The following is a 23,925-nucleotide window of genomic DNA, read 5'->3' as shown; positions in this document are numbered from 1 at the left end:
TCTTAAATTTCTATTTAGGGACATCTTTTGTGGGTGTCCCTAAACTTACAATAATCAGCTTCACCTTATCGAATAGGGATGGCAATTACAAACTTTGCACCCTGTCCCGGTGATGAAATGCAACGTAACGAACCATCATGTTTTTCAGTAATAATTTGATAGCTAATTGATAATCCCATACCAGTACCTTTACCAACTGGTTTTGTAGTGAAAAAGGGATCAAATAAATGAGACTGGATTGCTTCTGGAATCCCTATACCATTATCAGCAATATGAATAAAGAGATTTCCATCCACTTGGGCTGAAGAAATACTAATTATCGGTTCTGGACAAAGCCCTTTTTGAAAAGCCTCTTCTAAAGCATCGATGGCATTGGCCAAGATGTTCATAAATACCTGGTTCAATTGTCCTGCAAAGCACTGGACTTTAGGAATATCACCATACTCTTTGATTATTGTGATTTGGGGGCGAGCGTTTTGGGATTTGATTCGGTGTTGCAAAATTAATAGGGTACTATCAATCCCTTCATGGATATCAGTAGTTTTAAACTCGGCTTCATCCAAACGAGAGAAGATTCGCAAACTGAGGACAATTTCCCGGATGCGACTAGCTCCAATCTTCATAGAAGTCAAAATTTTCGGCAAATCTTCTGTTAAATATGCAATATCAGCTTCTTTTTGGGCATTTTGAATTTCTGGTTCTGGCGAAGGGTAATGTTTCTGATAAAGTTCAAGTAACTGCATTAACTGTTGAGTGTAATCATCAGTGTACTTGAGATTACCGTAGATGAAATTAACTGGGTTATTGATTTCATGGGCAATGCCAGCAATCAACTGTCCCAAAGAAGACATTTTTTCGTTTTGAATTAATTGGGACTGGGTACGCCTGAGTTCTTGTAAAGTTTGGCTAAGAGCGGTATTTTTTTTCCGCAGCGCTTGTGTTCGTTCTTCTACTTTTTCTTCTAGTGTTTGACTATAAATTTCTAGCTTTTGGTTTACTTGATATTGTTCTGCTAATAGTTGTTTTACCTGTTGAATTAATTGATTAAAAGAAATAGCTAAGATTCCTACTTCGTCTTGAGTCGTTACGGGAGCTTGGAGATCAAAATTCGATTCTTGGGTGACTCGTTGTGCAACTTTTGTAACAGCTTGCAGATGACGAGTAATTGTTTGTGCAATTAAAAAACCAATAACTGCCACAATACTGCTTCCCAACAAAAATAACAGCCCTAAGTGCTTCCATAACTTATGTTGAGCAACCTCTAACAGCGAGATGGGATACAACACTGTAATTGTTAAAGACTGACTTGCTCCTGTAAATGTGATACTTTTGGCTAAGTATTTTTTGTTATTAATAGTTATTTGTTCAGCAGGTGACTCAGAACGAGGAAATTGCCAATTTCCTACTTTGGCTGCTGACAAGGTTGTTGCAACTATACTATTTTGTCTATGGATAATTAGGTGTTTGGAAGAACCCGCAGCAATTTGTTGTAGTAAGATATCATCTACTAAGTTACCAATGACAATTCCTCCCAAAACTCCTGCTGATGATTTAATCCCATTTGTGGCCACTTGTAGAACTTGTTCTCCACCTTCTACATCTACCAAATCTACTAAATGTGCTCCTTTAATAGCAGTACTAGTAATTACTTTGTCTAATAAATTGGCTTGATGAAAAGAGCCGTTTCGTAAATCCACAAGGATATTTCCTTGAGTATCAATTACTTTAATCCAATCCAATTTCAAAACAGATTTGAGTGGTAGTAATATTTGCAACAACAAACCTTGATCGCGCTGTTTAACAGCCTGACTCAGCATATCTCGATTAGTAATTAGTTCGATTTCCGTTTCTAGAGTTTGCTGTTCATCCTGGAAATCTTGAGCAACTCGTTCAGCAAAACTTCCAATTTCTTGACGGAAATTCTGCTGCAAACTATCGGTGAACCAATTTCCTAATATTAATAAGCCCAGCATGAATACACTCAAACAAACTGCAAGCAATGGTAGAACAATTTTTTGGATGAGTTTCAGACTCCTGAAAAATTTACGCATGACATATTAACCAGTAATTCTTAATGACCCTCGCGGACTCGCTACCGCTGCGCTAATATAATTAATTACAAAATTGTTAATTTATTTGGTAGGGACAAAACCATTATTTTGTAGTACTGTTTCACCTTCTTTGCTTGCAATAAAATCAATAAAACCCTGAGTAGATGTTGAAGGTGTTTTGTCCCAGAGAATACCTATATGACGCACCATTTGATATTGACCACTGGCAAAGTTTTGCGCTTTAGGAGCAACACCATTGAGACTGAGATGATTAATAGGCAATTTATTGATTAGAGAATAAGCCAAAGAGAAAGCGCCGATGGAGTTAGGAGTATTTTGTAAGGTTTCAATTAATTCTCCCTCTTTGTTCAAAATCACAGCTTTAGTTGTGGTTTTCTCTTCTCCTAAATAATATTTTCGCAATAACTTTTTCGCTGATTCATCTTCGGGTCTATCCAAAACTACAATTTTTGCATCAGCACCGCCTAATTCCTGCCAATTTGTAATGTCACCTTGATAAATTGCTTTTAATTGTTTAGTGGAGAGGTTGCTAACACCTTTAACACTATTGTTAGTAGCAACAAGTAATAAATCTTGTGCAATTTCTCGATATTGAATTTGACCGTTATCTTCTTCTGGTTTGAGTTTGTGACTGCTACCAGCGATGTCGATAATATCGTTTTTGAGGGCTGCGATCGCTCCTTCCGATTGACCATTGGAAACAAACTCAATTTCGATATTTTTATTTTGGGATTGATAAGCTTGTGCTAAAAGTTTTAAAACAGTTACCGTTGAACTAGAACCACCTACTTTGATAACTGCTTTAGCTTGAGACTTGCTTAGGCTAGTAACTGAGTTAGAATTTTTCAAATCAGTCGATTTAACTGAATTGCAACTGCAAAGCCCCAAAAGGAGGATACCGATAATCATGGAATTAGCAATCTTTTTCATAAGTTAAGTATCCAAATATCAAAAATTCAATATTGCTTTTAAGCTTTTATAACTTAATATTCCCGAATAATCATAAAATGTAACTGTAAGCAACAAAATACCCGACTTTTTTGAAAAGCCGGGTATTTACGGTTTTAATTATTTTATAAATATATTGTTATTTCACAAATTATTTTCCCAAATAGGCTTCTAGAACCTTTTGATTGTTTTGAATTTCTGCTGGATTACCGTCAGCCAAATTCTGCCCTTCTGCTAATACCCAAACACGATCGCACAAGGACATAATCACATCCATATTGTGTTCAATAATTAAAAATGTCATGCCATCCCGGCGGTTCCAGGTGACAATGCGATCGCATATATCATCAATCAATCTAGGATTTACCCCCGCGGCGGGTTCATCTAATAAAATTAACTTCGGATTAGTCATCAACGCCCTTCCCATTTCTAGCAGTTTGCGTTGTCCACCAGATAAACCACCGGCATATTCGTGGGCTTTTTGGGCTAATCCCACGGATTCTAACAAAAACATCGCCTGTTCTGTTAATTGCTTTTCTTCTTTAGCGACAACATGCGGCTGTAACTGCACCTGCCAAAAATTCTCACCTGTTTGTTTTTGTGCTGCCAATAGCATATTTTCTAACACCGACAACCGCGAGAGAGTCCTAGCAACTTGAAAGGTGCGGACTATTCCCTGCTGGGCGATTTGGTATGGTTGTAAATGTTGGATGGGTTCGCCGTCAAAAATTACTCGTCCTTTATCTGAGCGAATGAAGTTAGAGAGTAAATTAAATAAAGTAGTTTTACCAGCACCATTGGGGCCAATTAAGCCAGTAATACTACCTTTGGCAACTTCAATTCTTGCGTCATGAACTGCTTTAATCCCACCAAAGCTTTTGCAAAGTCCAGTTGCTACCAATAGAGGAAGTGAGTTATTTTCCAAGGGTGAGTTCCTCCTTTTTCCCTAAGATACCTTGAGGTCGCCAAATCATCAGTACCATCAAAATTAAACCAATTACCATAATGCGAAATGCACCCAGACGCGCTTCATCAAGAGGGACAAATTTTGGTAATACTTCTCTAGTGAGGGCATCGTAAGCAAAGTAAATTACTGCACCTAAAATTGTGCCGATATTATTGCCAGAACCACCTAAAGTCACCATAATCCAAGCGTCAAAAGTTAGCTGTGGTTGAAAATTGTCAGGATAAATGGCGCTAAGTTGCCAAGCAAAAAAAGCACCAGCAACCCCTGCGATCGCCCCGCCAAGCATCAGCGATTGCATTTTGTACCAAAAAACGTTTTTCCCCATTGCTTTGGGTATTTCTTCGTCCTCACGGATAGCTTTGAGGACTCTACCCCAAGGCGATCGCACTAAAACTTCTAAGCGCCAAAATACAAAAGCTAATGTCAAAAGTGCCAACAGCATTAAACCCGCTTTTGGATTGTAATTGTACAGGCCGATAACTCCAGAAATATAAATGGCGATCGTCAAAAGAGCAAATACAATACCTACACCCAAACGTGTGGCTAATTCTTGCTTACTACTTATTTTGTGAGCGAAATCAGCAACCAAAGATTTTTGAGCAGTCCGAATCCAGCGCCACAATGCCAATAAAGTTACCACAACCAACAGCGTCAACAGTCCAATCATCCCTAGTCTAAAAAACAGATTCGGCTCTGTAGATAAGGGTATACGATAACTTTGTACCCCAAACGCTCCTGATATCCAAATGTCACCCACAGGTAATTCCTGGTTATTTACCACCAAACGAATTAATTCTCCTGTGCCGATGGTGACAATTGCCAAATAATCCTCCCGCAAGCGCAGAGTTGCAAAACCAATGATCAAACCCAACAAAGCCGCGACTATTGCCCCAATCACTGCTGAAATAAATAGGGGAACACCTTTGAAGCTTAACAATACCGTTGTATAAGCCCCTAGGGTCATAAAAGCAATATGACCAAAGTTAATTAACCCTGTAAAACCCCACTGTAAGTTGAGTCCCAAACCGAACAGGGCAAAAATTGCCGTAGAAATTGCTAGAAAGATTAGATAGTCAGTCATGTTTAGTCAGTTGTCAGTTGTCAGTTGTTATTTATTTTCCCTACTCCCCCTGCTCCCCCTGCCTCCCCTGCCTCCCCCTGCTCCCCCTGCTCCCCCTGCTCCCCCTGCCTCCCCTGCCTCCCCTGCTCCTCTGCTCCCCCTGCTCCCCCTGCTCCTCTGCTCCCTGTTTAGTTACCCATTGCCATTTTCTGGGAATAATATTTTTGAGTTTTGGGTAATATTATCAATCAAAATTATGAATTTGTTGCGAATTAGGATTCATCACTTAATCGAGCAGTTGGGTGATGAAGAACTCGAAAGTGGTTGGAATGCTCTCCACGCTTTACATTGTGACTCTTATATGCTTGATGCCATACAACAAGTTAAACAATCGCAGCAACCGTGGGATATCTTAACCCGTGAAGAAGCGATACAAGTATTAATGTTTTTCTGATTTTGGTTAAGGTAAAGCCTAGTGATACCATTTCACGAAATATTTGAAACAGATGATTGGTCTTTAATTCTTTCCCCTGGTTACTGAGCTTGTCCTGAGCGTAGTCGTGAAGCCTGCGGCATAGCTACGCTTAGCGCGCAGCATCTTTGACAGGAGAAGGGCGCAGTCGAAGTATGCCCCCTGCTCTCTGCTCCCTGCTCCCTTGCTGCCTATTTGTATCAACTTTAAAGTGAAACGGTATGAGTCTGGAAGTGCGCTATGCCAGGTCTTTTTTAGTAGACCTGAAGAGTTTAGAGCCAGCTGCCTACCAGCGGGTATATGATTTTGTCTTTTTTGAGTTTGCTGAAAAGGGACTTTTGCATAGTCTGCCAGAATTACGGCAGTTGGATAGTGGCAGGATTTTTCATCGTTTTACTATAGATGATTATCTTGTCGGTATAGAGATTAGAGGCGAAATTGTCAAATTTCTGCGGGTCATACCTATGCCAGATGTTTAAAGTGAAGAGTTTGACCAACACTTAAAACTGTAAACTGTATAAGGCTAGGCAGGGATCGCTCTATCCTTACATTAAACTTATTTTGGAAAAACACTTTATTTGAGATTTCCCTTATGGATGCAACGGCACTTTGGCAACGATACCAAAATTGGTTATATTTCCACGAGGGATTAGGACTTTACTTAGATGTAAGTCGGATGCGTTTTGATGACGCTTTCGTGGAGTCGTTGCTGCCGAAGTTTGACAAGGCGTTTGCGGATATGACCCAATTAGAAAAGGGTGCGATCGCTAACCCCGATGAAGACCGCATGGTTGGCCATTACTGGTTGCGAAATCCTGATTTAGCACCCACTCCAGAACTTACACAAGAAATTGTCCAAACTCTAGAAAATATTGAAGCCTTTGCTGAAAAAGTCCAAACAGGTGCTATTCATCCTCCTAAAGCCAGTCGTTTTACCGATATAATTTCCATTGGCATTGGTGGTTCTGCTTTAGGACCTCAATTTGTCGCAGAAGCCCTTTCCCCAGATTTTCCACCTCTGAAAATTCACTTTATCGACAATAGCGACCCCGCAGGTATTGATCGCATTCTCAATCATCTACGAAATAGCCTTGCTAGCACCTTGGTTCTAGTCATCTCCAAATCTGGAGGCACGCCAGAACCCCGCAATGGCATGATTGAAGTCAAAAAAGCTTACGCTGGACATAATTTAGATTTTGCCAAATATGCTGTAGCGATTACCAGCGTTGATAGCAATTTAGATAAAATAGCACAAGCTGAAGGCTGGCTAGCTAGGTTCCCCATGTATGACTGGGTGGGAGGACGCACTTCCGAAATGTCTGCTGTGGGTTTAGTACCAGCAGCATTGCAGGGTATTGATGTTCGCGCCATGCTAGATGGTGCAAAAGAAATGGATGACGCTACCCGCGTTCAAGACTTGAAAAATAATCCTGCTGCTTTATTGGCTTTGGCTTGGTATTTTTCTGGTAATGGACGGGGTGAAAAAGACATGGTTGTCCTGCCGTACAAGGATAGCCTACTGTTGTTCAGTCGCTATTTGCAACAGCTAGTAATGGAGTCCTTGGGTAAAGAAAAGGACTTAGACGGCAATACTGTCTATCAAGGCATCGCTGTTTATGGTAATAAAGGTTCTACAGATCAACACGCTTACGTCCAGCAGTTGCGTGAAGGTGTCCCAAATTTCTTTGCTACCCTAATTGAAGTTTTGGAAGATCGCAATAGTCCCTCGCCAGAAATAGAGCCAGGAGTTACATCGGGCGATTTTCTTTCTGGTTTTCTGCAAGGAACTCGACAAGCACTTTACGAAAATCATCGCGATTCAATTACAGTCACTATTCCCCAAGTCAATCCCCGGACTGTCGGGGCATTAATTGCTTTGTATGAACGCGCTGTTGGTTTGTATGCCAGCTTAGTAAATATCAACGCTTACCATCAACCAGGGGTGGAAGCTGGTAAAAAAGCCGCAGCCGCCATTCTTGATTTACAAACACGAGTAGTAGCAGTACTGCAAAAAGAAAAAACTGCTCTGTCTTTAGAAGAAGTCGCCGAGAAAGCAGGTGCTGCTGACCAAGTTGAACCAATTTACAAGATTCTGCGTCATCTGTACGCCAATCATCGCGGTGTGGTTTTTCATGGTGATCTAGGTCAACCTAGTAGTTTGAAAGTTTCTGCTAGCTAATACATCACAATTTGTTCAAGTTTTTTACTGTAAAGCATCCTGATAATTGAAACTGGATGTTCAATCTAGGATGCTTTACTTTATGTTTTCTTTCATAAAAAGAGTAGCAGACCATTGAGAACAAATTAAAAGTAAGTGAATTTTGTCAATAGATCGTTTGAGCATAAATATCATTATTGTACTGGTTTACTAGAACGATTTGTTCCCAACAAAATTATGTGAAACTTAGTCAAGATAAATAATTGAGCGACTAGCAGCGGCCACGAAGCAAGCGATCGCTTGGTTGCAGACGCAGGGGGTAAGAAGGTGACGCAGCAACGCGTGGTCAGGTGTTTTGGCTGGATGATGGAAGTGGACAAACTTCCATGCTTCGGATCAGACCATGCTCGATGGTGAAGCGATGGCCAACATACTCATCGGCGAGAAGATTCCCCGCCAAGTCGCGCACGACCTGATGCACATTGACCAAAACACGCCCGTCATCTTCTGAGTGAAAGGAAGTTGGTTCCACATGCGGGTTGATCTCGTTCCATTGCTCTGTCCAATAAGCGCGGACTTCCTGAGGGCTATGGACAAAACCACCTTTGAACGCTTTTGGCCAAGCCACGTCAGGAGTCATGATGGCGAGGGCGGCATCGATGTCTCGTGCGTTGAAAGCTGCGTAGGCCGCGCGCAGCAGTTCGATTTTTGGCGAAGAATTATCTGGCATAAAGGGGCGATAAGCTATGGTTGTTTGTAGTGTATGACTAGAATGATTTGTTCTCAACAAAATTATGTGAAACTCAGTTAAGACAAATAATTGAGTGATTCAAACTCTCTTGACAACCGCCTCACAGTCTTAACTTGTGACCAATGGTAGCGAACAGAAAGCACCTGTATTAGCCCTTTTTGAAGTGCATCTTAATTACGAATTACGAATTAGGTTGCCGAGCGAAGTCGAGGTACGAATTACGAATTAGTACTATAGGACTCCTATTTGATTAAGGAACACGATTCAGTACATATCTACCCCTTCTTAACTGTTCCCTGTTTCCTGTTTCCTGTTCCCTACCTACACAAATAAATTCACCGAATCAAACCGGATTACTATATACTCGACTTAAGAAACGTTGATTAAAGTAACTTTTAGGTAAAAAACAGCGATCAGGCAGAAAAGGATTGTCCATATATTGAGAAAATAAAGTACCTAGCTGATGACAATGACAAAATGGTGGTACAATTCCCCAATATTCTGCTAGCCAAATCCAATATCCTGTTTCAATTCTGCCGTAATTTGATACTGTTAGAATCTCCCCAACACTGTTATTTATAGAGACTAGTTTGGGAGATGCCTTAATTTCAGTTAAGAGCCAAGCTAACTCTTCTACAGAAAAATCATAGCCATTTTCAGTAGCTATTTTAATAAAACCCTGCGGACTTTTGGCTGTTAGTAATTGTTCTTTAAGAGATGGGGTTTTTTGTGCTAAATCAAAAAGATCCCAAATCTGTTTCCTTGTAGTTATAAACCAAGCAAGTTCCTCTGCGGTGAAGTTATAACCATTTTCTGTAGATAACTTGATAAATTGCTCAATAGTATTAGTTTTTCCTAATTGACTTTTTAATAAAAAGGTTTGTTCTATTAATCCCAAAAAATCGATAATGTTTTGCCAAGTCAATTTATCAGACTTTTTGTTAAATTTTATCTTCTCTTTCCAGAAAAGATACTGGTCTTCTTTCAAGAAAAAATTCCACAGCTGATAATACATAAGTCATCTCTCTTATAGTCTCTAACTTAGTAGAGCCTAACCATTAATAAATATCAGTGTAGTCAGTATAAAGTGAGTTCTTCGACAGTACTGGATATACTATCTTATGTAAATGAAGTTACACAGTAATTAAGTATAAAAGTTTTGTAAATTTTAAACTTAAGTAAAATCGGTATACTGAGTTAACGATCGCCTGCTGCGATCGCTTTTTTTCTTTGTTATATCCTTATACCAGTTCTATATGAAGGTACAACGCACTTAACTATATGAGGAATGTAGACGCAATGCGGCTTGCCGTAGGCTACCGCAAAGTACACAAAGAAGAAAAAAATAAAAAGCAAAGGAAATTTGGCGCAGCTTCCTAAAGAAATGGTATTCATTGAATTAGACAGCCTTTGATCTAGCGATCGCACCTGAATAATTTTGGAAATAGACAGCAGTAAAAAAAGAAACTAAATATATTATCCTAATTTGACTAGTAAACCGTCTCAAAAGTAAGACTAATTACACTTAGTGATTAGTGTAAAAAATTACAATAAATTTATAAAAAACTTAAACAAAGTGCAAAAATGTTTAATTTGGACGAGTCAAGACCAATACTATGCTTGTCGCACATCTTAAAATAGAGATAAGTTAGATAGCTTAATATTTTCACTAAATTTGCTCTATGTCAGTTTTAGCAGCGATCGCAGTCTTGGCTGTTCTGATCTTGGTACACGAGCTGGGACATTTTATTGCAGCCCGTTCTCAAGGTATTCACGTTAACCGTTTTTCTTTAGGGTTTGGCCCAATTCTTTGGAAGTACCAAGGATCACAAACCGAATATGCTATCCGCGCCTTTCCTTTGGGTGGCTTTGTTGGCTTTCCCGACGATGACCCAGATAGTGATATTCCACCCAATGACCCGAACCTGCTGCGTAATCGGCCGATTTTAGATCGGGCGATCGTCATCAGTGCTGGAGTAATCGCAAATTTAATATTTGCTTACTTCCTTTTAGTAGCCCAGATTGGCTTTATTGGTATACCACAAACCAGCCTACCTCAACCAGGAGTTTTAATCCAACAGCTAGCACCAGATGTTAGTTCTGTAGCCCAAAAAGCAGGTATTGAAAAAGGAGATGTGATTTTAGCTGCTAATCAAACAAAATTTGGTACATCGCCGCAAGAATTAGAAGCTTTAAGGGAAATCATTAAAACGAATGCAGGTAAGCCAGTTAAATTAGAAATTGCTCGTGGCGACCAAAAGTTATCTTTGAATGTAGTTCCCGAAGCTAAAGCCAATGGTGAAGGTAGTGTCGGTGTTGGACTTTCTCCCAACGTCAAAGTAGAGCGTCATCCCGTTACTAACCCGCTGAAAGCCTTAAACAAGGGTGCAGTAGAATTTCAGCGCATCATTACGATGACATTTAAAGGCTTTGGGCAGCTAGTTACCAACTTTGGCGAAACGGCTGGCCAAGTAGCAGGGCCGATTAAAATTGTGCAAATCGGTTCCAGTATTGCCCAAAATGATACGGGTAGTTTATTTTTCTTTGCGGCTTTAATCAGCATTAACTTGGCAATCATCAATATTTTGCCTCTACCAGCTTTGGATGGCGGACAACTGGCGTTTTTGCTGATTGAAGGTGTGCGTGGTAAGCCTTTACCCACCCGCGTCCAAGAAGGTGTCATGCAAACAGGTTTAATGCTACTGTTAGGACTGGGAATTTTTCTGATTGTTAAAGAAACCACCCAGCTTACTAGTCAGTTGGAATGGGTACAAAAATTGTTTCAGTGAGTACCACGCCTAAATCACTATCCAAGAAGCAACGGGTACTAGAAATTCTAGTTCGCCTAAAGCATCTTTATCCAGATGCAGTTTGCTCTTTGAACTACTCAACACCAGTGCAACTGCTGGTGGCTACTATTCTTTCTGCTCAGTGTACAGATGAACGAGTAAATAAAGTCACACCAGCTTTGTTTGCTCGGTTTCCCGATGCAGCTAGTTTGGCGATCGCTGATTTAGTAGAATTAGAAAACTTGGTACGTTCTACAGGGTTTTATCGCAATAAAGCGAAAAATATTCAAGCGGCGTGTCGCATGATTGTTGCTGAGTTTGACTCTGTTGTACCCAACCAAATGCCACAGTTGTTGCAACTTCCTGGTGTGGCGCGCAAAACAGCCAATGTAGTCTTAGCTCATGCTTATGGCATTAATGCTGGCGTAACCGTAGACACTCATGTTAAGCGCCTCAGCCAACGTTTGGGTTTAACTGAAAATCCAGACCCAACTCGCATAGAAAAAGATTTAATGGAGTTGTTACCGCAAACAGATTGGGAAAATTGGTCGATTCGGCTAATTTATCATGGTCGTGCTATCTGTAAAGCACGGTCTCCCAATTGTGAAGCGTGTCAACTTGCTGATTTATGTCCTAGTGGTCTGTCAACTCAAAAATGACGGGTGGAGACAAGCAGGGGAGGCAGGGGAGGCAGGGGGAGAAAAGAACCGGACTTTTTTCCCATTAACTTAGCAAAGTTCCCTTGGCAGACTACTAGTGCTGATAGGGTATAGGGCATGGGGTATTGACGACAAAAGTAGCCCTAGAATTGATAGGGCGTTGTAGAATAGAAAATGCTGTCTAAATTTAAGTTAGAGAATGTATGGCAAAAAAGAGCATGATTGAGCGCGAGAAAAAGCGCGCCAAAATGGTAGAAAAGTACGCTGACAAGCGGGAAGCTTTGTTAGACGAGTTCAAAACTACCGAATCTCCCTTAGAGAAGTTGGAAATTCACCGTAGAATCCAACAACTACCACGTAATAGCGCACCTAGCCGTCGCCGCAACCGTTGCTGGGTAACTGGTCGCCCTAGAGGTGTTTACCGTGACTTTGGGCTGTCTCGGAACGTATTACGGGAATGGGCGCATGAGGGTCTTTTACCTGGAGTTGTTAAGTCTAGTTGGTAGTCAGTGGTTAGTAGTCAGTGGTTAGTCGTAAAAAATCACAACTGACAACTGACAACTGACAACTAACAAAAATTATTGACCGCAGCAACGGTCTATGCCTAGACTGTCTAAGAGTAGATCGCTGACAGCGTTAGCGATCGCAAACTCTCCATAAAAACTTTTAGAAAAATCAAAGGCCTCCATCTCTGTAACAATGGCAATCACCAGAGAGCCAAGATCATTTTCTCCTTCCATGCGCTGTCGCACAAAAATCTGTGCTGCTCGTTGAGATATTGTATGATTGATGGCTTCCGGGATAAATTCTGTATCTAGCCACCTCAATAAACTCTGTTGCAACCATTCACCTTCGAGGTGAGGATTTTCAGATGGTGGTAGGGTGATAGGTGGAATTATCTCAGTCATTTTTTTAAACGCAAAATAACGCTAAGTAAGTTGCAGAGGAACATCCAGTTGTATTTCTCTGGCGTTTTTTATATTTATGGAATATGACATCGCTACTATTATTCGAGGCTATGCCCAAGGCTATTTTCTCATGGCTGATGACACCAATGGACTGGGGTGGTATAGTAGTCGCGATCGCACTTTAATTCCTTTGAATGAACAATTTCGCTACCCCAAGTCTTTGCGACGTGTTTTAAACCAAGAGCGTTTTACCGTGGCGATTAACCGTGACTTTCAATCTGTAGTCGCTGGATGTGCTAACCGCGAAAACACTTGGATTTCACCAGAATTACAAGAGATTTACTGGCTACTTTACCAGACAGGATACGCTTATAGTTTTGAAACTTGGCAAGGTGACAAACTTGCTGGGGGAATTTTAGGAATTGTCATTGGTGGCGCTTTCATTGGTGAATCGATGTTTTACCATATTCCCGATGGCTCAAAGGTAGCAATGGTTAAATTAGTGGAAAGATTACGTCAAAGGCAATTTGTGCTATTCGATGCTCAAATGATGAATCCCCACTTAGAAAGATTTGGCGCTTATGGTGTTACGGATGAAGAGTATCAAGCTTTACTTAATAAAGCGTTGCAATCTCATTGTTATTTAGTATAATCGGATGCAATAAATTTTATGCTTTGTTTACAACCTATTTACTATTTAGAATTGCTATATTTGGTTGATGTATTATGAGGTTTCTTTTTCCTAGCGATTACTTTAATCCAAAAAAAGCGGATGCAGAACTCAAAAAGTAAAAAATCTATTGTTTGCTAATAATTGAACCCCTGGGCAACCTAAATTTCCACCAAAGAGCGAACGCTTAAAATTTCATGATTTTTCAGTGGTTTAATATCAGTGATGGGAAGGATAACAACAAATATTGATTCACCAGTAGCACTGAATACTTCTAGAACACATCCTTGTTCGCCATTGCTAGGATGAGGGACAAAATCAATTAAAGTTGCCACATCGCCTTTTTTTAATTGATATTCATTTAAGTCACGATTTAAAGCTACACGTTGGTATAGTTCAAAGCTCATCTGAAGACTCCTTGTTAGGTTTAAGAGTGATAAACTGAAACTTGCCGTCAACAGCCCTTTGCAGCCAAACTGTAATCACTGCTAAGTTTCGCCCCTTCAAGCCGATTAATTCACCAGTAACGCGATAGAACACCCCATATTCATTATCCCTATCTTGTATTGTTGCTGTTGAATCTACTAATTGTCGAATTGCTGCTTTTAAGAGTTCTGGATTTTCTTGTGTAAATCCAGCTAGGGCGAGAAACTTTGATTTATCGTCTTGTTCTCTTGGTACTAATAAGTAGCGGGTAATTTTTTCGTCAGCAATAATAGCATCAGGCGGAATTTTCATATAACTGTTTCTACGGCTTTGTTTACTTTGTTGCTTCCGCCATAATAGTGACACCGTTAAATCTACATATAGTGAAGTGACATAAACTCTACTGCGGGAATTTCTATCTAAAAATAACTTTTTTCATGACCTTCTTATTGGTACTTAGACAAAAAGTAAAAAGTCTATTGTTTGCCAAACCCTTAACTTGCCCAACTCCGCATTCGCTGAAGACGATTGAGGATGCGGTTGGCGAGATCTACGGCATTTACTGGCTTGCAGAGGTAGTCATCTGCACCGACATTAAAAGCTTGATTCTGGGTTTTCGCATCTGTTAGCATACTCAAAAATAAAACGGGTAAACGCCGCCAACGTGGATCACTCCGCACAACTTGGCAGAGTTCAAATCCATTGATTTGGGGCATGTTCACATCTAACACCAGTACATCAGGCATTACAGCTTGCAATACTGTCCAAAATTGCTGAGGTTCTGCCAAGGTGGTAACTTTAAAGCCCCAAGGATTCAGCAGTGTTGGTAGGGTGCGTAACCAATCTTGATCGTGATCGACAATCATCACCTTTGCTGTTATATCTGCACTACTCAGCAGTTGCATGACAGCAGCGATCGCCTGTTCTGGATTAATGGATCTTTCCAAAAACAGCTTACCACCTTGCCGCACTACTTCTAAACGATCTGTCAACTCAGCGCGATCGCTCATTACCAAAATCTGTAGTTCGGGGTGATGTTGTGTCAAAGTTGGCAACCACTCCGAAAGATCTGTCATCTTTTTTGGGGAGGCAATTGGCAGTAAAATTGCCTGGGGAAGTTCGGCGATCAATTCAGAAGTTAACCAGATTTTAGCAACTTCTATTGTGGGTGCGATCGCTGTACGAATCCTGTAACTTTTTGCTACCGTAACTAAGGATTGAGTCAAGCTAGAATCTTGATCTACAATCAACAACAGCGGTGATTGTTCAGCAGATAACTGTAACTTCTCAATAAAAGTTGTATTGTGAATTTCTTGCTGTAAGGTATTGACTAAAGTTTTTATTAATGCTGCGTGTGGTGGCCGCAGCGGTTCATGACTGTTTAGCAAATGCTCTAATTGGCGTGCTGTTTGCATTGCCTTTGTTAGTCCAAAGGTTCCTAAAGTTCCTACGAATTTATGAGTAATTTGTTGTGCTTCTGCTTGCAGTTGATGGTGAAGTGAATTAACTTGCAAGTCTTTCACAACCTGAGATAGTACCGTCAATTGTTCAAGAATTTTAGGTTTCTGGGCTGTCCAGGTTTCATTGAGGAATGTGAGGTATTGTACTTGCTGTTTTTGGCAGCGATCGCCTATAACTTCTGGTATGGCTGAAGGCGTTGCTTTTAAAATCTCCACAGGAACAAAAGAAGAATTACTCCGGAGTTTTGTTTCCTGTCCAGGTGCTTTTAGGTAATATCCCCGTCCATTAACTGTAGCAATAAAATCTACAGGAGCGCCTGCTGCCACTAATTTATGACGCAATCGCCGGATATGAGAGCGTACCGTCGCCTCCGCTGGAAATTCTTCTGAAGACCATAATCGGTCTAAAATTTCGTTAGTACTAAATACATGCTGGCTATCCCAAAGCAAAAGTTCTAGTAACCGATATTCCTTAGTCGTGAGAATCAGGGGTTGATCGTTGTAGGTTACTTCACAAGTGCTAGGGTTGAGGAGTAAATCCCCCCAAGTCATGATTGGGAAAGGGCTGACACTGCTACGGCGCAACAAAGCTCGAATCCGGGCGATCAATTCCAACCCATCAAACGGCTTGACTACATAATCATCTGCACCTGCATCCAATCCCTTGACTTTAGTAGTACTGGTATCTTGAGCTGTGAGTAAAAGAATTGGTGTGGTGTATCCTTCTGCCCGGAAGCGTTGGCATAAACTAATACCATCCAACTTAGGCAACATAATATCTAACACCATCAGGTCATATTCAAAAGTTGAACCGTATGTCCAACCCATTTCACCATCTTTGACGGTATCTACAACATAGTGATGTGCCGCTAGGCTCTTTGTCAAAACCGCAGTTAGTGACTCATCATCTTCTACAACTAATATTTTCATAAATACCTGCTTGTATGCACAAGTTTAGTCAGGTCTTTGCAGTATAGTCAAAACTTTCAAAAAACCCTATCTTCTTATAGGTAGAGAAGTTTATGGACGCTGTGTGGGTCAGTTGTCGGTTGTCGGTTGTCAGTGGTTAGTGGTCAGTTGTCAGCGATGCACTGAGTTTCGACTGCGCTCAACTACCGCGTAGTCGAAGTGTGGTCAGTTGTCAGTTGTTATTTATCTCCCCTGCCCCTCTGCCTTGGTTGTTGAGCGTCTTGTACTGAGTTTAGCCTGAGCGTAGCCGAAGGGCGAAGCCGAAGTAAGTCGAAACACTGCCCCCCTGCCCTCTGCTGTTTTACGATTGGAGTTGCCAATGAAGAATCTTAGCAATTTGATCAGGTAAATCCAGCGAATTAAAAGGTTTGGTAATCACACCACTCACGCCCAAATCGTTAAACTGCCGTTTTTCTGATGTCTGTGCTTTGGCAGTTAAAAAAATTACTGGAATATGTTTAGTCTCAGGATGAGACTGGAGAGCTTTAAAAGTAGCGATACCATCCATGTCGGGCATCATTACATCTAACAAAATGACATCAGGCTGTTCAATTTGGGCAGTTTGGATACCTTTGGGCGCTGAGTTAGCGGTGAATACGTCCCATCCTGCTGTCATGCGGATGCCAAACTGCACCACTGTTTGAATGGTTTCTTCATCATCAATGATTAAAACACGCTTGGTAGCCATAAAAACTAGTACAATACGGCGGAAATAAGTAGGTCGATGTCAATAATTATCGTTGGGATAAAGCAGGGGGCAGCACTTCGGCTTACTTCGACTACGCGGTAGTTGAGTTTCGGCTACGCTCAACTGCCGCGCAGTCGAAACTCAGTACAAGTCGCTATTTACTTTTATTCACATAGTTTGATTTTATTTCACTGACTTACTTAAACCAAATATTTCAAATGCCTAAAACCTAAAACCTGATCAAAAGGTAATTACGAATTACGAAGCAAAGTTGGCAATGTGAAACAAAAGGAACTGCCTTTCCCCAGTATACTTTCTGCCCAAATTTTACCTTCGTGTTGTTCAATAATTTTACGACAAATAGCCAAACCTAAGCCTGTCCCTCCTTTTTTGCGCGAATCTGAAGAATCAACTTGTTGGAATCGTTCAAAAATGGTTTCAAGTTTACTTTGAGGTATTCCTTGTCCTTGATCGTGGACGCAGAATAAAACTTGAGATTTTTGTTGACATTGGGCTGTTAAAGAAACTGTTCCACCCGATAATGAAAATTTGATTGCATTACTGAGTAGGTTAGTGAGTGCTTGCACGATGTAATCGGAATCTACCCAAATTTGGATATCCACTGGCTGAGTTACGAGTATCACTCCATGTTGCTGTGCCATTGGTTGCATAGCTTCAGTTGCCTGAATCATGAAATCAGCCGCTTTGCAAGCTTGCTTTTCCATTGTGAATTTGCCCAACTCAATCCGCTGCAAATCCAGAACGTTATTAACCAAACGTACTAATCGTTCGGTATTTTCGTCAGCAATTTCTAGCATTTGCTGTCCATCGGTTGAAAGGGTTCCTAATCGTCCTGTCACCAAGATTTTTAAAGCACTGTGTAAGGAAGTTAGAGGAGTCCGCAGTTCATGGCTAACTACAGAAATAAACTCATCTTTCGTGCGTTCAATGGCTTTGCGATCGCTAATATCACTAGCTAGAGAAAAGAATCCTTTAACAACTTGTTGCTCATCAATATGAGGAATATAAGTAGTATTAAAAGAACGGGAATTACCATCACACAAAACTATTTCATTTTCATAAGTTACTACATCACCTAATAAAGCTGCTTCTACATGAATTTGCATTCTTTGGTAACAATCTTCTCCCCATACTTGTCGAATATGGCAACCGTGAATATCAGCTAGAGACTTTCCTAACCAATCTTCATAAGCTTGATTATTAAAACGATAATATTGTTGATCATCGACGTAGGCAATGAATACAGGCAAAGCATTAGTAATTAGGCGTAATTGTTCTTCACTACGCCGCAGTGCTGATTCTGCTTGCATTCGGTCATTGATTTCTTGATGGAGATTACGGTTGACATCTTGAAGTTCGGCTGTGCGAACTTCGACAATTTCTTCGAGATTTTCTAGTAATTGTGCTTGAGCTAAAGCGATACTAATTTGATCTGCTAATTGTTGCATCAATTCCAACTCAAAATCTACCCATTGTCGGGGGCGATCGCAGTGATGAGCAATCAATAATCCCCAAAGTTGATTTTGGGATTTTGATTCACTTTGTTGATGAGAATTGAGATTTTGTAGAATCGGTACAATTAGTTTGGATTTGATATCAAATTGGTCAATAAACTCAATCAAACATTCTGCTAATCCATTATCGGGATGATGAACATCAGCGATCGCCCGCACACGTCCCTCGGCGTATAATTGCTGATACTCCTGAGGAAACACTTCTTCAGGAAACTCTAAATCTAGAATTGCAGGATAATCTGGTAAAACGGCTTCGCTAATAGCCTTACCTGTACCATCTGCTAATACTTGGTAAATTAGTACCCGATCTGCTTGCAAAATTCGCTGAACTTCCGTAACTGTAGCCCGTAGAATTTCTTTTAACTGCAAAGATTGACGAATTTTTAAAGTCACTTCCGAAAACAATTCAACCCATTGGCGCTGACACCATAATTCGTCTTCTACGGCTTTCTTACGGTCAGTGATATCCCGTAAAATCATCAGATGACGTTGGGGAACCACATTCAAAGTTAAGGTGTATTCCACCTGTCTTTGAGCGCCATCAGGACGCAACAGCTCAAGTTTGCCAGTCTGTTCGCTTCCAGCTTTAACCCTAAGACAGATTTGTGCAAAGTCAAATTTGGTATCTGTAAAATCAGCTAGGATTCGTCCAACTAATGCAGTATGAGATAAACCAAATAGTTGACAAGCAGCAGCATTAACCTCTATGAGAATACCTTGATCGTCGGTAACGGCGATCGCATCATAAGCTTTCTCAAAAATAGGTTGGAGTAGTTGCTGTTTTTCAAGCCGCTGCTTGGGATTTTTTGTACCGGATTTACGTAAAGATGAACGTTTAGACATAGAGAGGGGCAACGATTTTGTGAGAAATTTATCATTGCTCAGAATGAAGTCTGTACTCTATTTTAAATAAACCCTATGCGATCAAGAGGCCAAAAGCGAAATACTGCCCGACCAATAATATTTTTTCTCGGTAAAAAGCCCCAGTAGCGAGAATCGTTACTATCATTACGGTTGTCGCCCATGACAAAAAACTGATCTTCTGGGACTTGTACTGGTGGAAATGGCTGATTTGATGGTTCAGCAATATAGTCTTCTACAAGGGGTTGACCATTGAGGTAAACTTTGCCTTGAGTAACCTTGAGAATCTTGCCAGGGACACCAATCACCCGCTTGATAAAAGCTTGGTCTTTAGGGTATCCCCGACTTTGCAGTTCTTTTGAAGGCTGAAAAACAACAATATCCCCAGCTATGGGAGGATGAAAACGGTAAGAGACTTTTTCTACCACCAAGCGATCGCCTGTATGTAAAGTAGGTAACATTGAATCCGAAGGTATGTATCGGGGTTCGGCAATAAAAGTTCGGATCAGCAGTGATAAACACAAGGCGATCGCAATTAAAATCAGATTTTCCTGCCAACTACGCCATATTTTTGCAGACGCAGCAGCTTGTTTTTCATCACTTTTTTGAGGAGTCATAAATATTTTCAGCTACTTCACAAAATAGAACAAATACAGCGGTTTTCTTTATGGATAAAATACACCACTCTAGCCCCTAATCCCTAGTTCCTAGCCCCTTTCTCATAGAACAAATACAGCGGTTTTCTTTATGGATAAAATACACCACTCTAGCCCCTAATCCCTAGTTCCTAGCCCCTTTCTTATAGAACAAATACAGCGGTTTTCTTTATGGATAAAATACACCACTCTAGCCCCTAGTCCCTAGTTCCTAGCCCCTTTCTTACTGAAGAAGCGCTATATCTTGATTATGAGACGTTAACGATTAAGATTGTTGCTTTTTCTCGATAAAATCCAACATAATTCGCTGATGCATAACCCCCAAAGGTCTGACTTCGCGTGCATTTGCCGAATAACAATTGCCTTGACGAATATCTTTAGGTGTCAATAAACCCATATCCCAGCCTTCATGCAAAACTAATTGATTGAGTTCCACCAACAGCGGTGCATGAAACACATGACGCACAACTGTATCATCGGCATAGCAGCCAAATTCAAAAAACGGTGATAGATTATAGCCAATTTCTTCTAAAACTTCTCGTTTTACTGCTATCTCTGGTGTTTCGCCAGTTTCAATATGACCGCCAAATAGCCCCCAGCAACCAGCAGCAGCAATAGTAGGAATATTGTCTCGTAGTTGCATGAGAAACTTGTTTTCTTGATAAAGAATAGCGATCGCTACATGCACCTGTTGGTTATTCATAAATATTTACTTAATATTTTCGTTATAAATATTACTCTTCTTCTATATAAACTTCCCCAAACTCCTTGCCTGCTAAGGGTATGCTTTTGTAGTGAACTTTACCCTTAATTACGACTCGCGCTCCCTCTTCGAGATTGCTTTGATTCGTAACAACCCAGATTTTGTCAGTTGAGTCGTTAATTTGATATGCCCACTGTTTGACTAAAGGAACTCGCTTTTCCACCTTTCCTTCAACATAAACTGTAGTCGTAGTCTGTTTCCCTTGTTGTGGCTTAATTTGCCGAATTGGAGTGACATTGCTGCCAAAGCTTAAATTACTAGCCTTTAAACTAGGCATTTTCAAAGAACTACAACTACAAAGTCCCGCCACAATAAATAAAGTTAATCCCAGACGATAAGGAATTTTATTGTAGCCGTACAAAAATGAAGGGTAAAATTTCTTCGCTTGTTGTATGAAAGCCATTATTTGAGGAAATTTTTGTATTAGTACTTGCTTGGTCGTCTGCTTAAGACTAACACCCCATGACGGCAGTTGCTCTACTTGGGGAGACCCCAAGACCGCACTGCCTCCCCCATGCCCTACTTTGGATTAAATTCTCATGGAAACTAAAACTGCCAAACTTCTTGATGGTAAAGCTTTAGCTGAAAAAATTCACCAAGAACTCTCTGTTGAGATTACAGAATCACAAGCCAAAATTGGTAGACCTCCTGGTTTAGCAGTTCTGATGGTGGGCGATAACCCAGCATCGGCTGCTTATGTACGCAATAAAGAACGAGCTTGCGCTAAGGTAGGCATTGCTTCTTTTGGCAAGCACTTTCCTACAGAAACCACCCAAGCAGAATTAGAGTCAGTAATTGCTGAACTTAATCAAGATGAGCAGATAGATGGGATTTTGGTGCAGCTACCTCTACCGAATCATTTGGATGCTGTGACTCTGCTACATCAAATAGACCCAGATAAAGATGCCGATGGACTACACCCAGTTAACTTGGGACGACTAGTGCGAGGAGAAGTGGGTTTACGCAGTTGCACCCCAGCTGGTGTAATGCGGCTTTTAGAAGAGTATGAAATTCCTCTACGAGGCAAACAAGCTGTGGTTGTAGGACGGAGTATTTTGGTAGGCAAGCCTATGGCATTAATGCTCTTAGAGGCTGATGCGACTGTTACCATTGCCCACTCGCGATCGCAAAATCTAAGTGCGATCGCTCAAACTGCTGATATTCTCATTGCTGCCGTCGGTCGTCCAGGATTAATCACTGCTGAAATGGTGAAACCGGGCGCTGTTGTGGTAGATGTGGGAATGAACCGTGTCACCGATGCCAGTGGTAAAAGTCGTCTAGTCGGCGATGTCCACTGGGAATCAACTGCTGGCGTGGCGGGATTTATCACCCCAGTTCCTGGTGGTGTTGGCCCTATGACTGTCGCTATTTTATTGCAAAATACAGTTGCCAGCTACTTAAGGAAAGCAGGAGTTAAAAGTTAGGAGTTAAAACTCCTCACCTCATTGATGATTTTTTCAGCTCCACAGCACCTTAAAATTGTGACGTATATGACCAAACAGCCAAAAGCCCAAAATTGAAGGAATTGAAGAATGGTAGCAGCGGATAACCTTCAGAAAATGCCAGAGAAAGCCACTTTTAACTTAGTAGCCTATCTAAAAGAGCGACAAAAAATTTGTGAAGCTGCTCTGGATAAGGCTATTCCCATTATTTATCCAGAAAAGATCTATGAATCAATGCGCTACTCGCTACTAGCTGGAGGTAAGCGCGTGCGACCCATTCTTTGCCTTGCTACCTGTGAAATGATGGGCGGCACAATTGAAATGGCAATGCCAACAGCTTGTGCTGTAGAGATGATCCACACCATGTCTTTGATTCATGACGATTTGCCGGCGATGGATAACGATGATTACCGTCGTGGCAAGTTGACAAATCACAAAATATATGGTGAAGATATCGCTATTTTAGCCGGGGACGGCTTATTGGCTTATGCTTTTGAATTTGTTGCCACTCAAACCCCCGAAAACGTGCCTAAGGATCGAGTTTTAAAGGTAATTGCTCGTCTCGGTAGGGCAATGGGGGCTGCTGGTTTGGTTGGTGGTCAAGTAGTTGATCTAGACTCGGAAGGAAAGTCAGATATTTCTCTAGAAACCCTAACTTTTATTCATAACCATAAAACAGCTGCCCTTTTAGAAGCCTGTGTTGTTTGTGGTGGTATTTTAGCTGGGGCATCTTTAGAAAATGTGCAAAAGCTCTCTCGGTATTCTCAAAACATTGGACTAGCATTTCAAATCATAGATGATATTCTGGATATCACTGCTACCCAGGAACAATTAGGCAAAACTGCTGGTAAAGACCTTGTAGCCAAGAAAGTAACTTATCCTAGCTTGTGGGGAATTGAGGAATCGCGCTCCAAAGCCCAACAGCTAATTGAGGCAGCTTGTAAAGAGTTAGAACCCTTTGGGGAACTGGCACAGCCACTTCAAGCACTTGCCCACTTTATCATCAGTCGCAATCATTAAGGTCAATACCAAAAAACCATGCAGGACATAGGCGACATTTTAGACAACCGGGTGCTGCTGGTTGCTCTGATAGCTTGTTTAATGGCTCAGGCATTGAAGTTATTAGTGGAGCTAGCCCAACATCGTAAACTGGATGTGCGTGTTTTAGTCACAACTGGCGGTATGCCCAGCGCCCATTCAGCCCTTGTTACGGCTTTAGCTACTGGTGTAGGGCAAAGCATCGGTTGGGCATCACCTGAGTTTGCTTTAGCTATGGTTTTTGCCATCATCGTTATGTATGATGCGGCTGGAGTTCGCCAAGCTGCTGGTAAACAAGCTCGCATCCTTAATCAAATGATTGATGAATTATTCCACGAAAAACCAGACTTTAGCCAAGATCGTCTTAAGGAACTGTTAGGACATACACCAGTGCAAGTAATAGCTGGATCAGCTTTAGGCATCACCATTTCTTGGTTAGCTAGAGCTGCTTATTAGTCAAAATAATTCGTAATTGATAATTCGTAATTCGTAATTGTGACCTCCCGACTAAAGTCGGGGGCTTGAAAAAGCGGAAAATGCGGTCTTGAGGTCTCCCCCTCCGGGTGACGCTCGCAAGCTCGCTATCGCTACGCTAACGGCAGTCCCTCTTTGTTGGAACAACAAGACCGGGCT

25 protein-coding genes are annotated in these 23,925 nt (G+C 41.1%); 10 read left to right on the top strand and 15 right to left on the bottom strand.

All coding sequences use genetic code 11. The annotated features are described in order from the left end of the window. Window positions 1–65: 65 nt before the first annotated feature. The 4 genes from QI031_RS03515 to QI031_RS03500 all read right to left on the bottom strand — a co-directional run bounded on the left by QI031_RS03515 (window position 66) and on the right by QI031_RS03500 (window position 5,068). Window positions 66–1,973 (bottom strand): sensor histidine kinase, encoded by a 1,908-nt coding sequence (locus QI031_RS03515; RefSeq protein ID WP_281483839.1) that lies wholly within the window; start codon window positions 1,971–1,973, stop codon window positions 66–68. A 159-nt stretch (window positions 1,974–2,132) separates the two neighbouring features. Beyond that, complete coding sequence (locus tag QI031_RS03510) at window positions 2,133–3,002, bottom strand: substrate-binding domain-containing protein (RefSeq protein WP_281483838.1); 870 nt, start codon at window positions 3,000–3,002, stop codon at window positions 2,133–2,135. A gap of 169 nt (window positions 3,003–3,171) precedes the next feature. Next, window positions 3,172–3,945 (bottom strand): ABC transporter ATP-binding protein, encoded by a 774-nt coding sequence (locus QI031_RS03505; protein ID WP_281483837.1) that lies wholly within the window; start codon window positions 3,943–3,945, stop codon window positions 3,172–3,174. Further along, window positions 3,935–5,068, bottom strand: a complete 1,134-nt coding sequence (locus QI031_RS03500) for a branched-chain amino acid ABC transporter permease (protein ID WP_281483836.1) — start codon at window positions 5,066–5,068, stop codon at window positions 3,935–3,937. The genes QI031_RS03505 and QI031_RS03500 overlap by 11 nt, the downstream gene beginning before the upstream one ends. A gap of 235 nt (window positions 5,069–5,303) precedes the next feature. On the opposite strand from QI031_RS03500, the gene QI031_RS03495 reads away from it, so the two are divergent. From QI031_RS03495 to QI031_RS03485, 3 genes are all read left to right on the top strand, one after another. Beyond that, window positions 5,304–5,501, top strand: coding sequence for a hypothetical protein (locus QI031_RS03495; RefSeq protein WP_281483835.1), 198 nt, complete (start codon window positions 5,304–5,306; stop codon window positions 5,499–5,501). Between the two features lie 239 nt (window positions 5,502–5,740). Further along, window positions 5,741–5,998 carry a cytotoxic translational repressor of toxin-antitoxin stability system gene (locus QI031_RS03490; protein WP_281483834.1) on the top strand — a complete coding sequence of 86 codons (258 nt, stop codon included), beginning with the start codon at window positions 5,741–5,743 and terminating at the stop codon, window positions 5,996–5,998. A 113-nt stretch (window positions 5,999–6,111) separates the two neighbouring features. Then, complete coding sequence (locus QI031_RS03485) at window positions 6,112–7,698, top strand: glucose-6-phosphate isomerase (RefSeq protein WP_281483833.1); 1,587 nt, start codon at window positions 6,112–6,114, stop codon at window positions 7,696–7,698. Between the two features lie 325 nt (window positions 7,699–8,023). Here QI031_RS03485 and QI031_RS03480 read toward each other — a convergent pair whose 3' ends face one another. Next, window positions 8,024–8,407: a nuclear transport factor 2 family protein gene (locus QI031_RS03480; protein WP_281483832.1), complete on the bottom strand. Its 384-nt coding sequence runs from the start codon at window positions 8,405–8,407 to the stop codon at window positions 8,024–8,026. A 364-nt stretch (window positions 8,408–8,771) separates the two neighbouring features. Further along, the gene (locus tag QI031_RS03475) at window positions 8,772–9,443 is read right to left on the bottom strand and encodes a Nif11-like leader peptide family natural product precursor (RefSeq protein WP_281483831.1); all 672 of its coding nucleotides are present in this window, start codon (window positions 9,441–9,443) and stop codon (window positions 8,772–8,774) included. A 667-nt stretch (window positions 9,444–10,110) separates the two neighbouring features. Here QI031_RS03475 and rseP point away from each other — a divergent pair. The 3 genes from rseP (at window position 10,111) to rpsN (ending at window position 12,382) form a co-directional block, all read left to right on the top strand. Further along, window positions 10,111–11,217, top strand: a complete 1,107-nt coding sequence (rseP, locus tag QI031_RS03470) for an RIP metalloprotease RseP (protein ID WP_281483830.1) — start codon at window positions 10,111–10,113, stop codon at window positions 11,215–11,217. Continuing rightward, a complete protein-coding gene (gene nth / locus QI031_RS03465) occupies window positions 11,193–11,876 on the top strand; it encodes an endonuclease III (RefSeq protein WP_281483829.1) in 684 nt (227 codons plus the stop codon). The genes rseP and nth overlap by 25 nt, the downstream gene beginning before the upstream one ends. 203 nt (window positions 11,877–12,079) lie before the next feature. Further along, window positions 12,080–12,382 (top strand): 30S ribosomal protein S14, encoded by a 303-nt coding sequence (rpsN, locus tag QI031_RS03460; protein WP_281483828.1) that lies wholly within the window; start codon window positions 12,080–12,082, stop codon window positions 12,380–12,382. Window positions 12,383–12,454: 72 nt separating this feature from the next. Here rpsN and QI031_RS03455 read toward each other — a convergent pair whose 3' ends face one another. Continuing rightward, window positions 12,455–12,784, bottom strand: coding sequence for a hypothetical protein (locus QI031_RS03455; RefSeq protein WP_281483827.1), 330 nt, complete (start codon window positions 12,782–12,784; stop codon window positions 12,455–12,457). A gap of 76 nt (window positions 12,785–12,860) precedes the next feature. Here QI031_RS03455 and aat point away from each other — a divergent pair, with 76 nt between their 5' ends. Next, window positions 12,861–13,436, top strand: coding sequence for a leucyl/phenylalanyl-tRNA--protein transferase (aat, locus tag QI031_RS03450; protein ID WP_281483826.1), 576 nt, complete (start codon window positions 12,861–12,863; stop codon window positions 13,434–13,436). Between the two features lie 179 nt (window positions 13,437–13,615). Here the strand turns inward: aat and QI031_RS03445 are convergent, their stop codons facing one another. The 8 genes from QI031_RS03445 to QI031_RS03410 all read right to left on the bottom strand — a co-directional run bounded on the left by QI031_RS03445 (window position 13,616) and on the right by QI031_RS03410 (window position 21,308). Then, window positions 13,616–13,861, bottom strand: a complete 246-nt coding sequence (locus QI031_RS03445) for a DUF4926 domain-containing protein (RefSeq protein ID WP_281483825.1) — start codon at window positions 13,859–13,861, stop codon at window positions 13,616–13,618. Further along, window positions 13,851–14,192, bottom strand: a complete 342-nt coding sequence (locus QI031_RS03440) for a DUF6883 domain-containing protein (protein WP_281483824.1) — start codon at window positions 14,190–14,192, stop codon at window positions 13,851–13,853. Before QI031_RS03440 ends, QI031_RS03445 begins: the two co-directional genes overlap by 11 nt. 182 nt (window positions 14,193–14,374) lie before the next feature. Continuing rightward, window positions 14,375–16,270 (bottom strand): response regulator, encoded by a 1,896-nt coding sequence (locus QI031_RS03435; protein ID WP_281483822.1) that lies wholly within the window; start codon window positions 16,268–16,270, stop codon window positions 14,375–14,377. Between the two features lie 340 nt (window positions 16,271–16,610). Then, window positions 16,611–16,997, bottom strand: a complete 387-nt coding sequence (locus QI031_RS03430; protein WP_281483821.1) for a response regulator — start codon at window positions 16,995–16,997, stop codon at window positions 16,611–16,613. A 251-nt stretch (window positions 16,998–17,248) separates the two neighbouring features. Further along, a complete protein-coding gene (locus QI031_RS03425; RefSeq protein ID WP_281483820.1) occupies window positions 17,249–19,375 on the bottom strand; it encodes an ATP-binding protein in 2,127 nt (708 codons plus the stop codon). Window positions 19,376–19,437: 62 nt separating this feature from the next. Further along, window positions 19,438–20,010 (bottom strand): signal peptidase I, encoded by a 573-nt coding sequence (gene lepB, locus QI031_RS03420; protein WP_281483819.1) that lies wholly within the window; start codon window positions 20,008–20,010, stop codon window positions 19,438–19,440. Between the two features lie 304 nt (window positions 20,011–20,314). Next, window positions 20,315–20,752 carry an NUDIX hydrolase gene (locus tag QI031_RS03415; protein WP_281483818.1) on the bottom strand — a complete coding sequence of 146 codons (438 nt, stop codon included), beginning with the start codon at window positions 20,750–20,752 and terminating at the stop codon, window positions 20,315–20,317. A 31-nt stretch (window positions 20,753–20,783) separates the two neighbouring features. After that, window positions 20,784–21,308: a hypothetical protein gene (locus tag QI031_RS03410; protein ID WP_343217839.1), complete on the bottom strand. Its 525-nt coding sequence runs from the start codon at window positions 21,306–21,308 to the stop codon at window positions 20,784–20,786. A gap of 43 nt (window positions 21,309–21,351) precedes the next feature. Here QI031_RS03410 and folD point away from each other — a divergent pair, with 43 nt between their 5' ends. The 3 genes from folD to QI031_RS03395 all read left to right on the top strand — a co-directional run bounded on the left by folD (window position 21,352) and on the right by QI031_RS03395 (window position 23,748). Next, a complete protein-coding gene (gene folD, locus QI031_RS03405) occupies window positions 21,352–22,236 on the top strand; it encodes a bifunctional methylenetetrahydrofolate dehydrogenase/methenyltetrahydrofolate cyclohydrolase FolD (RefSeq protein WP_281483817.1) in 885 nt (294 codons plus the stop codon). 108 nt (window positions 22,237–22,344) lie between these two features. Next, window positions 22,345–23,274 (top strand): geranylgeranyl diphosphate synthase CrtE, encoded by a 930-nt coding sequence (gene crtE / locus QI031_RS03400; protein ID WP_281483816.1) that lies wholly within the window; start codon window positions 22,345–22,347, stop codon window positions 23,272–23,274. Window positions 23,275–23,292: 18 nt separating this feature from the next. Beyond that, on the top strand, window positions 23,293–23,748 hold the full coding sequence (locus tag QI031_RS03395; protein WP_281483815.1) for a divergent PAP2 family protein: 456 nt from the start codon (window positions 23,293–23,295) through the stop codon (window positions 23,746–23,748). Window positions 23,749–23,925: the final 177 nt, after the last annotated feature.

This window comes from Halotia branconii CENA392 (assembly GCF_029953635.1).
Lineage (GTDB): Bacteria > Cyanobacteriota > Cyanobacteriia > Cyanobacteriales > Nostocaceae > Halotia > Halotia branconii.
This window is presented reverse-complemented; position numbering and strand designations above follow the sequence as displayed.

Excerpts from the sequence above, each read along its gene's own strand:
- QI031_RS03515 (WP_281483839.1), bottom strand. The coding sequence starts at position 1,973 with ATGCTGGGCTTATTAATATTAGGAAATTGGTTCACCGATAGTTTGCAG.
- QI031_RS03510 (WP_281483838.1), bottom strand. The coding sequence starts at position 3,002 with ATGAAAAAGATTGCTAATTCCATGATTATCGGTATCCTCCTTTTGGGG.
- QI031_RS03500 (WP_281483836.1), bottom strand. The coding sequence starts at position 5,068 with ATGACTGACTATCTAATCTTTCTAGCAATTTCTACGGCAATTTTTGCC.
- QI031_RS03495 (WP_281483835.1), top strand. The coding sequence starts at position 5,304 with ATGAATTTGTTGCGAATTAGGATTCATCACTTAATCGAGCAGTTGGGT.
- QI031_RS03490 (WP_281483834.1), top strand. The coding sequence starts at position 5,741 with ATGAGTCTGGAAGTGCGCTATGCCAGGTCTTTTTTAGTAGACCTGAAG.
- QI031_RS03485 (WP_281483833.1), top strand. The coding sequence starts at position 6,112 with ATGGATGCAACGGCACTTTGGCAACGATACCAAAATTGGTTATATTTC.
- QI031_RS03480 (WP_281483832.1), bottom strand. The coding sequence starts at position 8,407 with ATGCCAGATAATTCTTCGCCAAAAATCGAACTGCTGCGCGCGGCCTAC.
- QI031_RS03475 (WP_281483831.1), bottom strand. The coding sequence starts at position 9,443 with ATGTATTATCAGCTGTGGAATTTTTTCTTGAAAGAAGACCAGTATCTT.
- rseP (WP_281483830.1), top strand. The coding sequence starts at position 10,111 with ATGTCAGTTTTAGCAGCGATCGCAGTCTTGGCTGTTCTGATCTTGGTA.
- nth (WP_281483829.1), top strand. The coding sequence starts at position 11,193 with ATGGGTACAAAAATTGTTTCAGTGAGTACCACGCCTAAATCACTATCC.
- rpsN (WP_281483828.1), top strand. The coding sequence starts at position 12,080 with ATGGCAAAAAAGAGCATGATTGAGCGCGAGAAAAAGCGCGCCAAAATG.
- QI031_RS03455 (WP_281483827.1), bottom strand. The coding sequence starts at position 12,784 with ATGACTGAGATAATTCCACCTATCACCCTACCACCATCTGAAAATCCT.
- aat (WP_281483826.1), top strand. The coding sequence starts at position 12,861 with ATGGAATATGACATCGCTACTATTATTCGAGGCTATGCCCAAGGCTAT.
- QI031_RS03445 (WP_281483825.1), bottom strand. The coding sequence starts at position 13,861 with ATGAGCTTTGAACTATACCAACGTGTAGCTTTAAATCGTGACTTAAAT.
- QI031_RS03440 (WP_281483824.1), bottom strand. The coding sequence starts at position 14,192 with ATGAAAATTCCGCCTGATGCTATTATTGCTGACGAAAAAATTACCCGC.
- QI031_RS03435 (WP_281483822.1), bottom strand. The coding sequence starts at position 16,270 with ATGAAAATATTAGTTGTAGAAGATGATGAGTCACTAACTGCGGTTTTG.
- QI031_RS03430 (WP_281483821.1), bottom strand. The coding sequence starts at position 16,997 with ATGGCTACCAAGCGTGTTTTAATCATTGATGATGAAGAAACCATTCAA.
- QI031_RS03425 (WP_281483820.1), bottom strand. The coding sequence starts at position 19,375 with ATGTCTAAACGTTCATCTTTACGTAAATCCGGTACAAAAAATCCCAAG.
- lepB (WP_281483819.1), bottom strand. The coding sequence starts at position 20,010 with ATGACTCCTCAAAAAAGTGATGAAAAACAAGCTGCTGCGTCTGCAAAA.
- QI031_RS03415 (WP_281483818.1), bottom strand. The coding sequence starts at position 20,752 with ATGAATAACCAACAGGTGCATGTAGCGATCGCTATTCTTTATCAAGAA.
- folD (WP_281483817.1), top strand. The coding sequence starts at position 21,352 with ATGGAAACTAAAACTGCCAAACTTCTTGATGGTAAAGCTTTAGCTGAA.
- crtE (WP_281483816.1), top strand. The coding sequence starts at position 22,345 with ATGGTAGCAGCGGATAACCTTCAGAAAATGCCAGAGAAAGCCACTTTT.
- QI031_RS03395 (WP_281483815.1), top strand. The coding sequence starts at position 23,293 with ATGCAGGACATAGGCGACATTTTAGACAACCGGGTGCTGCTGGTTGCT.